Below are 14,745 nucleotides of genomic sequence, written 5' to 3'. Positions count from 1 at the left end.
TCATTATGAGAAAAATCATTGTAGGCTCTAGACGTAGTAAACTAGCACTCACCCAGTCCAATTGGGTGATCGACCAACTGAAGGCACTCGATCCTTCATTCGATTTCGAGCTGAAGGAAATCGTCACAAAGGGAGACCGCATCCTTGATGTCACCCTATCTAAAGTCGGGGGAAAAGGTCTTTTCGTTAAGGAAATCGAGCAGGCGATGCTCGACGGTGAGATCGACATGGCCGTTCACAGTATGAAAGATATGCCTGCGGTCCTACCGGAAGGACTGACCATCGGATGCATCCCGGAGCGTGAGGATTTCCGCGACGCCTTCATCAGCAAAAATCATGTGCGCCTGAAGGATATGCCGTCCGGATCCATTATTGGGACAAGCAGCCTTCGCCGCGGAGCCCAGCTTCTTTCCGTCAGACCGGACCTTGAAATCAAATGGATCCGTGGGAATATCGACACACGCCTCTCAAAGCTCGAAACAGATGGATATGATGCCATCATCCTGGCAGCGGCCGGACTATCACGCATGGGGTGGACCAGGGACGTGGTAACAGAGTTCCTCGATCCCGATCTTTGCCTTCCGGCTGTTGGCCAAGGGGCATTGTCCATCGAGTGCAGAGAGAGTGATTCAGAGCTCTTGGCGCTCCTCGAGCAGTTTGCCTGCGGGGAAACGACCAGGACGGTCACGGCAGAGCGTGCGTTCCTTCATAAGATGGAAGGCGGGTGCCAGGTTCCGATCGCCGGTTTTGCGGAAGAAAAGCCCGACGGATCCATCGCTCTCACCGGTCTTGTAGCTTCACCAGATGGGCAGACGATCTACAAGGAGTACATTGTCGGCCATGACCCAGAGGAGCTTGGTGAGGCAGTGGCTGAAAGTTTGACGAATCAAGGTGCCAAGGCGCTGATCGACCAGGTGAAAGAGGAGCTTGACCAGTAATGAGCGGGGGTAAGCCTTTAGATGGTGTAAAGGTCCTCATCACCCGCGGTCAGTCCGGGGCCAGTGAAACGGCTTCAAGGATTCAAGCGGAAGGGGGCATCCCGGTTGTGGTGCCCCTCTTGAAGTTCGAAGCCCGGATCGATCCCTCGGAGAAAGAATGGGGGGGTTCCCTACATACATACGATTGGATTCTCTTCACAAGTAAGAACGGGGTTCATTTCTTCCTGGAGGCGATGGACCGCATGGGTGTCTCCCTGTCGGCTTTGGAAGTGAGATGTGCAGCTGTCGGGGAGAAGACCGCCTATTATTGTGAAAAACGGGGAATCCCGATTGATTTCATTCCAACGGAATACACGGGTGATGCCTTCGCCAGTGAGTTCATTCAAGCGATGGACGGGAATGCCAAGGTCCTTGTGCCAAAAGGCAACCTCGCCCGGAACGTGATCAGCGAGGAGCTGAATCGTTCCGGAATGACGTGTCACGAATGGATCGTCTATGAGACGGTGCTTCCCGAGGAGAGCGGTGATATCCTTAAACATGTCCTTGAACGGAAGGAAGCGGATATCATCACATTCACAAGCTCGTCCACCGTCCATCACTTCATGAAGGTGGTCAAATCCCATTCCCTCGGGCATTTCATCGAGGGCGTCCCCATGGCCTGTATCGGTCCGATCACAAAAGAAACGGCCGAACAGTACGGATTACATGTAAAAATCAGCCCAAAGGTTTATACTGTAAATGAAATGGTAGAAGCCATTAAAACCTATATCCAACAGCACGACTGATTTCCTTTAGGAGGGTTACACTATGTCTGAATTACAATTCAATCGTCACCGCCGCCTGCGTCAAACCGAAAACATGCGTGCGCTTGTGAGGGAGACGCATTTGCGGAAAGAAGATCTTATCTACCCACTATTCGTTGTAGAAGGGGAGAACATCCGCCGTCTTGTCCCTTCCATGCCGGATGTCTATCATATATCCTTGGACAATCTCCAAGCCGAAATGGACGAGATCGTCTCCCTTGGTATCAAATCCATCATCCTCTTCGGCGTCCCTGCCGAAAAAGATGAAGTGGGCTCACAGGCCTACCATGATCACGGCATCGTCCAGCAGGCGACCCGGTTCGTGAAGGAGCGCTACCCGGAAATCGTGGTGGTTGCAGATACATGCCTGTGCCAATACACGAGCCACGGTCACTGCGGCATCGTCGAAGGCGGGAAGATCCTTAATGATCCGACTCTTGACCTGCTTGCGAAAACGGCTGTCAGCCAGGCAGAAGCGGGTGCCGATATCATTGCACCGTCCAATATGATGGACGGATTTGTAGCAGCGATCCGTCACGGTCTCGATGAAGCGGGCTTCACCGATGTTCCCATCATGTCCTATGCCGTGAAATATTCATCCAGCTTCTACGGTCCGTTCCGTGATGCTGCCCATTCAACTCCTCAATTCGGAGACCGCAGGACGTATCAGATGGATCCGGCGAATCGCCTGGAAGCATTACGGGAAGCGCAGTCGGATATAGAGGAAGGTGCCGATTTCCTTATCGTTAAACCTGCCCTTTCGTATCTTGATATCATGCGTGATGTGAAGGATCGCTTCAATGCCCCTGTTGTCGCCTATAACGTGAGTGGTGAATACAGCATGGTCAAAGCGGCCGCACAAAACGGCTGGATCGACGAGAAAGGCATCGTCATGGAGAAATTGGTGAGCATGAAGCGCGCAGGAGCCGACTTGATCGTCACCTATCATGCCAAAGACGCAGCAAGATGGTTATCTGAATCTTAATTGGAACGGGAGGAATGGAACGATGCGATCGTATGAAAAATCAAAGCAAGCCTTTCAGGAGGCATTAAAATTGATGCCGGGCGGAGTGAACAGTCCGGTACGTGCATTTAAATCCGTTGACATGGATCCCATTTTCATGGAACGTGGTAAGGGCTCCAAAATCTACGATATCGATGGGAATGACTACATCGATTATGTCCTTTCCTGGGGACCGCTGATCCTTGGACACGCTAACGACCGCGTAGTGGAAGCAATCAAGAAGGTAGCCGAAAATGGAACTAGCTTCGGTGCACCTACCGAGATCGAAAACGAACTGGCGAACCTCGTCATCGAGCGTGTCCCGAGTATCGAAGTCGTCCGGATGGTTTCTTCGGGTACGGAGGCGACCATGAGTGCCCTCCGCCTCGCACGCGGGTACACCGGACGCAATAAGATCCTGAAGTTTGAAGGCTGCTATCACGGCCATGGCGATTCCCTCCTTATCAAAGCGGGGTCCGGTGTCGCCACACTCGGTCTTCCAGACAGTCCTGGTGTTCCTGAAGGGATTGCGAAGAATACCATCACCGTTCCGTATAACGACCTTGACAGCATCCGCTATGCGTTCAAACAGTTCGGTGATGACATCGCCGGCGTGATCGTGGAACCTGTTGCCGGGAATATGGGGGTTGTCCCTCCGAAACCCGGTTTCCTTGAAGGACTCAGGGAAGTAACAGAGCAGTACGGCTCCCTTTTGATCTTCGATGAGGTCATGACCGGGTTCCGTGTCGGATACAACTGTGCACAAGGGTATTTTGGCGTCACACCTGACTTGACTTGCCTTGGTAAAGTCATCGGTGGAGGTCTTCCAGTCGGTGCGTACGGTGGTAAAGCGGAAATCATGGAGCAAATCGCTCCTAGCGGTCCGATCTATCAGGCGGGTACGCTTTCCGGAAACCCTCTTGCCATGACAGCTGGACTTGAGACATTGAAGCAGCTCACACCTGAGAGCTATGAGGAATTCGGACGCATTGCCGATCGACTTCAAGATGGGTTGAGCCGTCTTGCTGAGAAATATGATATCCCTCATACGATCAATCGCGCCGGCTCCATGATCGGATTGTTCTTCACCGATGAAGAAGTGTCCAATTATGAAGGAGCCAAGTCATCCGATCTTGAGATGTTCTCGAACTATTATCGTGAGATGGCCCACAATGGTGTCTTCCTCCCGCCTTCTCAGTTCGAAGGATTATTCTTGTCTACTGCACACAGTGACGAGGATATCGACAAGACCCTTGAAGCGGCAGAAGCGGCTTTCAAGAAGATTCAACAAAAGTAAGTCAGTAAAGAGTCTGGGACAACCGTGTTTCAGTCATAGATTAACCCGAACGATTTTGCGATCAGGCAAAATCGTTCGGGTTTTTTATTTGGTTCATGCACTTGACCATTTCAATGGATCCAGCGGTTGATTGGAGTGCAAGACGAAGATTTCTGCGGGAAGAGTGGCTCCCCGCAGGCATGCCGAGGAGGCTCAAGGGCTACCTGCGAAAAGTGAAGTTTTGAACGGAAATCATAAGCGGGATAAAAAATCTATACGGATTGGTATTCGTATTGAAATGGTCCCTTTTTTCGCACCCTATTTTTGATTGAAGCAGGTTTCATCCTACTTTCGTTCCATTTTCTGGCGATGGCGATTGATGCCATGTGTGAGGTGGTACAGTACTTGTAATCAGAAGATAGGGAGGCAGATACAATGGAAGGAAGCTCTACAGAAACTCAGGAATATACCATGCCGCGTATCGGTGACGATGCACCTGGATTCACGGCCGCCACGAGCAGGGGGAACGTCAGCTTGTCTGATTACAGGGGGAGGTGGGTGGTATTGTTTTCTCATCCCTCGGACTTTACCCCTGTATGCACGACAGAGTTCGTCGCATTCCAGGAGATTTACCCTGAACTGCAAAAGATGGATACCGACCTGTTGGGGCTTAGCGTGGATAGTGTATCGTCCCATATTGCTTGGATCAGAAGCATTGAGGAAAACTTCGATATAACCATCGAATTTCCCATCATTGCCGATCTGGACAGGGAGGTAGCCATGAAATATGGCATGATCATGCCTGGGGAGAGCCAGGTCGAGACGAGCCGGGCAGTCTTCGTGATCGACAGCAGTCAGACGATTCGCTCCATCATCTATTACCCTCTCACTACAGGACGCAATATGAAGGAAATCGTGCGTCTCGTCCAAGCCCTGCAGGCGACGGATGAACATGGTGTATCAACCCCTGCCGACTGGGAGCCGGGTGACAAAGTCGTGGTCTCTCCACCTGAGACACAGGAGGAGGCCGCAGAACGTGCGAATGAAGAGGGGATCGAGTATATAGACTGGTATATTTCTAAAAAATCGCTGTAGTGAAAAGTACCGTCCGCATGGCGCGGGCGGTTATTTTTTATGTAAAATTCATTCCTCATGCCACAATCCTTGAACGGTTTGGTTACATGGGATATATGGTGGTGAGTCACATTGGATGCGGGACCGTCATGATGCTTAATTTGTGGATTGATACTTAGTGAGAAGGATTCGCCTGAGGATTATGACGATCAGGAAGAGTGCATACAAGAAACTTACCATCATCAGAATTGTCACTACCAGTGGGGCATGCTGGAACCCGTAGATCAGTTTATCAAGTTCGGAAATATCCTGTGGGGTCATGGCGTCTTTGCTGAATATGAGCATTTCACTCCAATTGTCCTCCAGCATCAAGTAACTCGCTGCCCAGCCGAAGGTGAAAAAGGTGTATGAAAAAATCCCCAATGACAATATCAACTGAAAAAATAAGAATGGTTTATTCAAAAAGATCCTCCGCTCAAACTTTCATTCTTTTGTTTAAATTTACCATTATTTAATGGGAGGTGCAATCTGCTTTTTTCTGCATGGATGGAGTGTCTTGCAGCGAGAATAGGGACAAATGACTTCACTTGGCGTCATCTCAAAGAAAAGCACAAATGCCATTTCCTCTTGAACCTCTACCGTGCAATCAGTATTTATGAAAAGGAGCTTTCGGAATTTCCGGAACTTCACAAACAGTATCATATTCTTTCAGGGAAGCCCATATAGTGATAATGGCATTGTTTGTTATTTCTTTGCTTAATGAAAGGAGGAATTTCTTTGTCGCAGCAATCGAGTCTACGATTTTCCCTGGAAGAATCAATTTGGTTTAAAAAAGGACAGGAAGTTGAAGAGTTATTATCCATCTCCTTAGATCCACATATAACGATACAAGAACAAGAGCAGTATATCCTCATCAGAGGTAGCCTGGATCTATCCGGTGAATACCTTCCGTCCTCGGTGAGGGATGATGATGAAGCCTATGAGGTGGATGAAATCCTGGAGGCGAGTGGAAAGTACGTCCAGATGGTGGAAAGCCGTGAGAAAGGGGAGCTCGAGTTCATTCATTGTTTCCCGGTGGATGTAACGATCCCGAAAAACCGGATCGAGAATCTGGAAGACATCGATGTATATGTGGAAGCATTCGATTATGCCGTGCCTGAAAATGCCTGCATCAGGCTGAATGCCGACCTGACCATCACAGGGATCTTCGGTGAACAGCAGGTGCAGACGCCTGTCGAAGAAGAGCTGTATGAACCGATGTACCGTGCCGTCGACACAATGGAAGAAGTGGAGGCGGAAGAAGCAGCGGATGTGACGATGGAGACGGTCGTACCTGATTACGTTGAGGAGCCTCCTCGGGAAGAAGAATATGATGTTTTCTCCCTCTCTCCTGTCTATGATGAAGTGGAAGATGAGGAGGAGCAGGAGGAAACGGAACCTTTCGTTCTTGAAGGAAGGGTCACGCCTGAAGAGGAAGAAATCCCGGTCCAGATCCAGTATGAATCGTTCCCTGAACCCGAAGCGATGAGAAGCGAGAAGGTGTTTGAACTCCCGGAGCACGAGCTCAGTGAATCCTCAGAGGATCAGTCTTATCAGCACTACGCGCAGGAGTCGGTCCAGCCTCCGGTTCAACTTCCCGTCCAAGAGGTCATGGAGGCAGAAGAAGAGGAAGAGGAGGAATCTTCTTCAAGCTCCGAGGTCGAAGCGGCGAAAAAAACCAAAGGCAAGAAGAAGAAATATGAATCGATCTCCCTTACGGATTTCTTTGCCCGGAAGGAAGAGGAGCGGGGTGCCACGCTTCGGGTATGCATCGTCCAGGATGGGGATACCCTTGATTCCATCGCAGAGAAGTATGAACTGACGATCCCGCAGCTGCTGAGGGTGAATCAGCTTGAGGCCAATCAGGACGTGTACGGCGGTCAAGTGCTGTATATCCCGCCTGAGGAGCCCGCTTTTAGGTAAGGGTGCAAGGGAAGCCGGACTGACGCGTTAGGGTTGGTCCGGCTTTTTTAGAGTATACAGGCAGAAGGTGATTAACATGGAACAACCCCTGGAAGCATTGAGGCCCGTACTCCAGCCATATGGCGTCGAACCTTATTTTGTCGAGAGCTTCGGTAAGATCTCCAAGGTGTTTTCGAATAAAGGGACTCTTGCCGTCAAAAAACTCTCTCCTCAAAACGGGGTGGATTTCGTCCGCAACATCCAGACCCTTTTCCAAAGGGGCTATAACCGCATCGTGCCGATTTATCCTACGCTTGACGGCCGCTATGCGGTGTGGAATGAAGGCAGTCTGTTCTACGTGATGCCCTGGCTCATCAATCAGGACAGGGAAGACCGCTTCGAGAAGCATCAGAAGCTGTTCAGGGAGCTTGCCCGCCTTCATACCCTCTCCTCCCAAGACGTGAAGATCGATAAAGAAGAGAGGGAATCCCACTACGAGTTGCTTACCACACGATGGGAGAAAGAACAGCAGTTCCTCGATGAGTATATCGATACATGTGAGCGGGTCACATATATGTCGCCGTTTCAATACCATTACTGTATGTATTATAAAGATGCGTCGCAGGCGTTGAAGTTTTCGAGAAAGATGCTTGATGAGTGGTATGAGGAAACGAAGGAGCTCGAGAAAGTTCGGACGGTCATCACCCACGGGAAGGTGTCTTCCGAGCACTTCCTATATGATGACAGGGGGATGGGGTATTTTCACAACTTCGAGCAGTCCAAGGTCGCCTCCCCCTTCCATGACCTCCTCCCGTTCCTGTCAAGGACGCTGAAGACGTATCCGAAGTATTATGAAGAATGCGTGGAATGGCTCACGACCTATTTTCATCATTTTGCCGTCCGGAATGAGGAGCGACAGCTGTTCATGAGCTATCTTGCCTATCCGAGCTCCGTGATCGCCGTGGTGGAGAAATATTTCCATACCCCGAAGCATAAACGCAATGAGCGCAAATCACTGAAGAAGCTTCAGCGTCACTATTGGCTTCTGAAAAATACAGAGTACGTGGTCATGCGGCTGGATGAAATGGAACGGCAGAAAAAAGAAGCAGAAGAAGCATCCTCTTCATAAGAAACGCCCCGGACAGGATCCGGGGCTTTGTTTTTATATCCAGTCGAAATAGATGGCAGCGGCTATCGCAAGGAAGAGGGTCAGTAAAAGGACGTCGAACGTGGATGGGATCAGGATCGTCCGTATCCCTTGGAATATGGTGAAGGGGACGATGAATTGCTTACATATGGCGCGGGTGTTCCTCAGCCAGGGGGGCTGGGTATGGGAGCTGAATTTCTTCATACCGGTCACTCTCTTTCCTGGGTGATTTCACTACTTTATCCTATGAAGGGGGAGGGAAATGGTGTCAGACGGGCCTTCTGATGAATATTTTACGGCGAAATGGGCGATAATGATTGACGAACCTGAATCAAATCTTATACTATAATAAATAACTATATAACATGTAAATGCAATGAACAGGAAGAGTACGTTGAACCTGGCATTCAGAGAGGGAGGCATAAGCTGAGAGTCTTCCATGCCAAGACAATGGAATGTCGCCTGAGAGCAGTTCCCGTGAACTTTTAGTAGTGGGAACCGGTGAAAAGCCGTTATGGGTCTTTGAGAGCCTGGGGAAACCCGGGAATTAAGGTGGTACCGCGAATGAGAGATCCTTCGTCCTTTTTTATAGGACGGGGGATCTTTTTATGTGTATCAAAGGCCCGCATGCATGCACGAAATGGAGGAAAACCAATGGAAAATCAAGAATTATCAATGCCGACAAAATATGATCCGAAGGCGATCGAGGATGGCCGCTACAAGTGGTGGATCGATGGGAAGTTCTTTGAAGCGACACCTGATGAAGGAAAAGAACCTTACAGCATCGTCATCCCGCCTCCGAACGTAACCGGAAAGCTTCACCTTGGTCATGCGTGGGATACGACACTTCAAGACATTCTGACTCGCATGAAGCGTATGCAGGGCTACGACGTCCTCTGGCTACCGGGGATGGACCACGCGGGGATCGCGACACAGGCAAAAGTAGATGAGAAGCTGCGAAATCAGGGCATCTCACGCTATGACCTCGGCCGTGAAAAGTTCGTGGAGGAAACATGGAACTGGAAAGAAGAATATGCTTCCCATATCCGCGAGCAGTGGGCGAAGGTCGGTCTCGGACTCGATTACAGCCGTGAGCGCTTCACCCTTGATGAAGGATTATCCGATGCCGTACGTAAAGTATTCGTCGACCTTTACAACAAAGGGCTCATTTATCGCGGTGAATACATCATTAACTGGGACCCGGCAACGAAAACGGCCCTTTCGGATATCGAGGTTATCCACCAGGACGTTCAAGGTGCCTTCTACCACATGCGTTACCCATTGAGCGACGGTTCCGGTCATATCGAAATCGCCACGACGCGTCCTGAGACGATGCTCGGTGACACAGCCGTTGCCGTTCACCCTGAAGATGACCGCTACAAGCATCTCATCGGTAAAACCGTGATCCTTCCGATCACAGGGCGTGAGATCCCGATCGTCGGAGACGACTATGTGGACATGGAATTCGGTTCGGGTGCAGTGAAGATCACACCTGCCCATGACCCGAATGACTTCGAAATCGGCAACCGCCATGACCTGCAGCGCATTCTCGTGATGCATGAAGACGGGTCCATGAACGAAAAAGCCGGCAAGTACTCTGGTATGGACCGTTTCGACTGCCGTAAGCAAATTGTGAAAGATCTCCAGGAAGACGGCGTCCTCTTCAAAATCGAAGAGCATCTTCACTCTGTCGGTCATTCTGAGCGAAGCGGAGCCGTTGTTGAACCGTACCTGTCCACACAATGGTTCGTGAAAATGGATCCCCTTGCCCAGAAAGCCGTGACGCTTCAGGACGGGGAAGAGAAGGTGAATTTCGTTCCGGACCGCTTCGAAACGAGCTACCTTCGCTGGATGGAGAATACGCGTGATTGGTGTATTTCCCGTCAACTATGGTGGGGTCACCGCATCCCGGCTTGGTACCATAAGGAAACAGGAGAGATCCACGTTGCCCATGAAGCACCTGAAGATCTTGAAAACTGGGTGCAGGAGGAAGATGTCCTGGATACATGGTTCAGCTCGGCGCTATGGCCGTTCTCTACAATGGGATGGCCGGATCTTGAAGCAGAGGACTTCAAACGCTACTATCCGACCAATACCCTCGTGACGGGCTATGACATCATCGGATTCTGGGTATCCCGCATGATCTTCCAGGGACTTGAATTCACGAATGAACGCCCATTCAAAGACGTATTGATCCACGGTCTCGTGCGCGATGCCGATGGCCGCAAGATGAGTAAATCCCTCGGAAACGGCGTCGATCCCATGGATGTCATCGAGAAATACGGAGCCGATGCCCTGCGCTACTTCCTTTCGACAGGAAGCTCGCCTGGTCAGGATCTGAGATTCTCCTTCGAAAAGGTGGAATCCGTTTGGAACTTTGCCAACAAGATCTGGAATGCTTCCCGATTCGCCTTGATGAATATGGACGGCATGACCTATGACGAAATCGACCTTTCCGGTGAAAAGTCGGTGGCAGACAAATGGATCCTCACCCGTCTCAATGAGACGATCGAAACCGTTACACGCCTTGCCGACAAGTATGAGTTCGGTGAAGTGGGGCGCATCCTTTATAACTTCATCTGGGATGATTTCTGTGACTGGTATATCGAAATGGCGAAGCTGCCTCTTTACGGGGAAGACGAAGCCGCGAAGAAGACGACTCGTTCGATCCTTGCCTATGTTCTCGACAACACGATGAGACTTCTTCACCCGTTCATGCCGTTTATTACCGAGGAAATATGGCAGAACCTGCCGCATGAAGGCGAATCCATCACCGTGGCTGCCTGGCCGGAAGTCGATTCAGCCCTTACGGATGATGCAGCTGCTGAAGAAATGAAGCTTCTCGTGGACATCATCCGTGCGGTACGGAATATCCGTGCAGAAGTGAATACGCCGATGAGCAAGCAGATCAAACTCATGCTGAAGGCGAAAGATGAAGAAACGCTTGCGGTTCTTAAGAAGAATGCGGCCTACATCGAGCGTTTCTGTAATCCGGAATCCCTTGAGCTATCCACTGATGCATCTGCACCTGAAAAAGCGATGACAGCTGTCGTGACGGGAGTTGAGCTGTTCCTTCCACTTGCAGGCCTCATCAACATCGATGAAGAGATCGCACGCCTGGAGAAAGAGCTCGACAAATGGACGAAGGAAGTATCACGCGTACAAGGGAAGCTGAGCAACGAACGATTCATAAGCAAGGCGCCTCAAAAAGTAGTGGATGAAGAAAAAGCAAAAGAACAGGACTACTTGGAGAAACAGGCCACGGTTAAGGCCCGGATCGAAGAGTTGAAGACGGTATAATCACACCGCAAAGACAAGAGGGCTGATGACCGATCAGCCCTCTTTTTCTTTACGAAGACAAGGAGGACCACCAGTATGATGCAGTATGAAGATGCGGTAAGTTGGATTCATTCACGCTTGCGCCTCGGTATCAAACCCGGTTTGCAGCGAATGGAGGAGCTTCTTGAGAAGCTTGGAAACCCCCATCAAACAATCCGGACCGTCCATATCGGAGGGACGAATGGAAAGGGGTCCACGGTCACTTTCTTACGGAATATGCTCCAGGAAGCGGGCTACACAGTGGGGACGTTCACTTCTCCGTATTTCGAGAGATTCAATGAGCGGATCAGCATGAACGGGGTTCCGATATCCGATGAAGCCCTGACTTCTCTCGTCGAACGCGTAAAACCGATTGCAGAGGAAATGGAGGATTCCGAATGGGGGGGACCATCGGAATTCGAAGTGATCACGGCCATGAATTTCTTGTATTTTGCCGAATATGAAACACCCGACATCGTACTCGAGGAAGTCGGACTCGGAGGGAGACTCGATTCCACCAACGTCATCACCCCACTCGTTTCCGTCATTACGAGCATCGGGATGGACCACATGCAGTTCTTGGGGAACTCACTGGGGGACATCGCTTTTGAAAAAGCAGGGATCATCAAAGCAGGTGTCCCGGTCGTATCGGGGGTATCACAACCCGAAGCCGCTGCCGTCATTTCTGAGCAAGCAGAACAGAAAGATAGCCAACTCCACGTATTGGGAGAAGGATTTTCGGCCGTCTCCATGGAACATTTACCTGACGGGGAACGGTTCCGCTATGAAGAGGGTGGCGCTACAGAATCGTTCGATATGACCATGATCGGGATGCATCAGGTGCGAAATGCCGCCGTATCCATAAAAGTAGCTGGGCTTCTCGGTGAACATGGGTTCCGGATTGATCCGGGTCATGTGAAACGGGGACTCCTGAAGGCGTACTGGCCTGGAAGGATGGAAAAGGTTTCGGATACCCCATTGATCTTCCTGGATGGCGCCCACAATCCAGAAGGCGTGGCGGCACTCGTCTCCACAATTCAGGAGCGATTCCGAGGAAGGCGTGTATCCAGTTTGTTCGCCGCCCTCAAGGATAAAGACTTGAAGCCGATGATCGAACCGCTGAAAACCGCCGTCGATCACCTGGTTCTCACGCAATTTGACTTCCCGAGGGCTGCTTCCGGCAGTGAACTGCGCGAACTGGCAGGCGGGGGAACGGTTGAAGGCGATTGGAAGCATTTTGTGGATGAATATGTTGCCACTCCAAAGGAAGTGGAAGTCCTCCTCATCACCGGATCACTCTACTTCTTATCGGAAGTAAAACCATATTTATTGAAAAAATTAGAAAATAATAGAATTAATAAGTGACTTTAATAGGGTACTCTGATAAAATATTCGTAAACTTGTGACTATTTAACTAGATGAGCAAGAGATCAGAATATTGTGAGGGATGGCCATGCCGCTTTCGTTGAGTAAAAAAGTATTATTTGTGATCATTTGGCTTGCTGTTGTACCAGCAGGCTTATATTTCACCTATATTCATTATCCACCTGAGAATGTAGAAGGAAATGAAGCAACACTCGTTAGTCTTGTTGTATTTTCTACTGTCATCCTTTTATTGCCGATTGTTGTAAATGGTACGATGATTTTCCTTTTTCAGTGGGTTGCCTTAGCCGCATTCATTCAATTCGGGCTTTTTATAGAAATTTTACTCATGCAACTGTCGGTCATCCCTTTTGTATTCCGGTTAAGAGTGGCAAAACAGGATTGGCACCGGATACCGTTGAATTCCACGATGTTCTTCCTTGTATCTTTTTTCAGTGGCCTTCTTTTCTATGAAGTAGGCGGGGTCGTCGGTTCAATGGGTTTAGAGACCCTTATTATCCCAATCTTTTTCTATCAAGTAGCTTCTGTACTTATTAACCAGATCCTCCTGTTTAGCTATTTGAAATACATAGCCAAAGCATCGATCCCATTCTATAGCAAAGACTTTATATGGGATGGCATTTCTAACCTCATCATGATGCCTATTGCTCTCTCTTTTTACTATCTTACCTTCCAAATTGGGGGATATGCTTCTCTCTTAATTGGAGTCCCGTTCATAAGTCTTGTCATCATCATGAAGCTGTATAATTCTTCTGAAAAAATCAATCTCTATTTACAAAAAGCCGGTGAAATTGGTCACCAGCTCACGGAGAGGCTTAAGGTGAGTGAAGTATTGGATATCTTCATCGAGAAAATAACCTCTACGCTCCCTGTCGAGTATGCATACATCCTCGATTGCTATGACCCGGATCTCGTTTTGATCCGAAGGGTGGAAAATGGCCGGCGCATGCCGAATGATCTGCCCCCTTTGAAGAAAGGGGAAGGCATCAGCGGCAGGGTGTGGGACAGCGGCGAATCCATGCTCTTCACGTCTAAGAAAGAATGGCAGGATATTGCCCAGGGCTACATGCCAGAAAACGTGGAAAGCGTCCTGTGCGTCCCCATCGTGAGGAATCAGAAAGTTAGGGGGATCCTGCTTCTTGCGACGTCGAAGAAAAAGGCATATGAAAAAATGCAGCTCATGATTGTGGATATTCTCTGCTCTTATTTCGGCGTGGCCATGGAAAATGCGCGTCATCATGAAATGACCAAGCATAATAGCGAACGATGTGCCCTCACAGACCTTTACAATTATCGGTACTTCGAAGATCTTCTCGCACTGGAATTCAATTATCTGGAGAGCGGCCAGCGCCGGTGCCTGTCCCTTATCATGCTTGACCTGGATCATTTCAAGACCATCAATGATACGTATGGACATCAGGGAGGGAATGAAATTCTGAAGGGACTTTCGAACCATCTCGTGGAATTGATCGGCGTCGCCGGGACCGTCGCCCGTTACGGCGGTGAAGAGTTCGTGATCCTTCTGCCTGATGTCGAAAATCAGGAGGCGTTCCAGATAGCGGAAAAAGTCCGTCGGCACATTGCAGATACTCCATTCCTTCTTCATGATTCCCTCAATGGTCAGGACAGGCGGAAGATGGTAAGGATCACGGCTAGCATCGGGGTTGCGACGGCACCGGTAGATGCAGATGATCCACTGGCACTGATCAGGCACGCAGACCGGGCGCTCTATACAGGTGCAAAGCAACTTGGACGGAACCGGGTTGCTCAATATGTGAAGTGAGATGAAACGCGGCTGATTGGCCGCGTTTCTTTTTTTTACAAAAGGTGAGTTTTTTTGATCTTTTTTCATATAAGCCTAT

General features: G+C 49.7%; 12 protein-coding genes and 1 other annotated feature. Of the genes, 10 read left to right on the top strand and 2 right to left on the bottom strand.

Features of this window, described 5'->3' with window-relative positions; genetic code table 11:
* The first annotated feature begins 5 nt into the window (after positions 1 to 5).
* The 5 genes from hemC (at position 6) to K6T23_RS15460 (ending at position 5,115) form a co-directional block, all read left to right on the top strand.
* Positions 6 to 938: a hydroxymethylbilane synthase gene (gene hemC / locus K6T23_RS15480; protein WP_238281660.1), complete on the top strand. Its 933-nt coding sequence runs from the start codon at positions 6 to 8 to the stop codon at positions 936 to 938.
* A complete protein-coding gene (locus K6T23_RS15475) occupies positions 938 to 1,723 on the top strand; it encodes a uroporphyrinogen-III synthase (protein ID WP_079516499.1) in 786 nt (261 codons plus the stop codon). The genes hemC and K6T23_RS15475 overlap by 1 nt, the downstream gene beginning before the upstream one ends.
* Positions 1,724 to 1,745: 22 nt before the next feature.
* Positions 1,746 to 2,726 (top strand): porphobilinogen synthase, encoded by a 981-nt coding sequence (gene hemB / locus K6T23_RS15470; RefSeq protein WP_238281658.1) that lies wholly within the window; start codon positions 1,746 to 1,748, stop codon positions 2,724 to 2,726.
* A 22-nt stretch (positions 2,727 to 2,748) separates the two neighbouring features.
* Positions 2,749 to 4,041 carry a glutamate-1-semialdehyde 2,1-aminomutase gene (gene hemL / locus K6T23_RS15465; RefSeq protein WP_238281656.1) on the top strand — a complete coding sequence of 431 codons (1,293 nt, stop codon included), beginning with the start codon at positions 2,749 to 2,751 and terminating at the stop codon, positions 4,039 to 4,041.
* A 414-nt stretch (positions 4,042 to 4,455) separates the two neighbouring features.
* The gene (locus tag K6T23_RS15460; RefSeq protein ID WP_238281654.1) at positions 4,456 to 5,115 is read left to right on the top strand and encodes a peroxiredoxin; all 660 of its coding nucleotides are present in this window, start codon (positions 4,456 to 4,458) and stop codon (positions 5,113 to 5,115) included.
* A gap of 135 nt (positions 5,116 to 5,250) precedes the next feature.
* On the opposite strand, the gene K6T23_RS15455 is transcribed toward K6T23_RS15460, so the two are convergent.
* The gene (locus K6T23_RS15455; protein WP_273546625.1) at positions 5,251 to 5,523 is read right to left on the bottom strand and encodes a DUF4306 domain-containing protein; all 273 of its coding nucleotides are present in this window, start codon (positions 5,521 to 5,523) and stop codon (positions 5,251 to 5,253) included.
* A gap of 348 nt (positions 5,524 to 5,871) precedes the next feature.
* On the opposite strand from K6T23_RS15455, the gene spoVID reads away from it, so the two are divergent.
* Together spoVID and ysxE are read left to right on the top strand one after the other, a co-directional pair.
* On the top strand, positions 5,872 to 7,056 hold the full coding sequence (gene spoVID, locus K6T23_RS15450; protein WP_056535069.1) for a stage VI sporulation protein D: 1,185 nt from the start codon (positions 5,872 to 5,874) through the stop codon (positions 7,054 to 7,056).
* Positions 7,057 to 7,132: 76 nt separating this feature from the next.
* On the top strand, positions 7,133 to 8,164 hold the full coding sequence (gene ysxE / locus K6T23_RS15445; RefSeq protein WP_056535071.1) for a spore coat protein YsxE: 1,032 nt from the start codon (positions 7,133 to 7,135) through the stop codon (positions 8,162 to 8,164).
* Between the two features lie 33 nt (positions 8,165 to 8,197).
* Here the strand turns inward: ysxE and K6T23_RS15440 are convergent, their stop codons facing one another.
* Entirely contained in the window at positions 8,198 to 8,386 is a 189-nt protein-coding gene (locus tag K6T23_RS15440) for a hypothetical protein (protein ID WP_048006254.1), read from the bottom strand.
* A gap of 163 nt (positions 8,387 to 8,549) precedes the next feature.
* Positions 8,550 to 8,769 (top strand) — a binding site (T-box leader).
* 67 nt (positions 8,770 to 8,836) lie between these two features.
* Here K6T23_RS15440 and K6T23_RS15435 point away from each other — a divergent pair.
* From K6T23_RS15435 to K6T23_RS15425, 3 genes are all read left to right on the top strand, one after another.
* The gene (locus K6T23_RS15435; protein WP_238281650.1) at positions 8,837 to 11,482 is read left to right on the top strand and encodes a valine--tRNA ligase; all 2,646 of its coding nucleotides are present in this window, start codon (positions 8,837 to 8,839) and stop codon (positions 11,480 to 11,482) included.
* Positions 11,483 to 11,557: 75 nt separating this feature from the next.
* Positions 11,558 to 12,865, top strand: a complete 1,308-nt coding sequence (locus tag K6T23_RS15430) for a bifunctional folylpolyglutamate synthase/dihydrofolate synthase (protein ID WP_238281648.1) — start codon at positions 11,558 to 11,560, stop codon at positions 12,863 to 12,865.
* Positions 12,866 to 12,965: 100 nt separating this feature from the next.
* Entirely contained in the window at positions 12,966 to 14,666 is a 1,701-nt protein-coding gene (locus K6T23_RS15425) for a sensor domain-containing diguanylate cyclase (RefSeq protein ID WP_238281646.1), read from the top strand.
* Positions 14,667 to 14,745: the final 79 nt, after the last annotated feature.

Source organism: Rossellomorea marisflavi (assembly GCF_022170785.1).
Classification (GTDB): domain Bacteria; phylum Bacillota; class Bacilli; order Bacillales; family Bacillaceae_B; genus Rossellomorea; species Rossellomorea marisflavi_B.
Note: the sequence above shows the minus strand (reverse complement) of the source record. Positions and strands in the feature narration are given on the sequence as shown.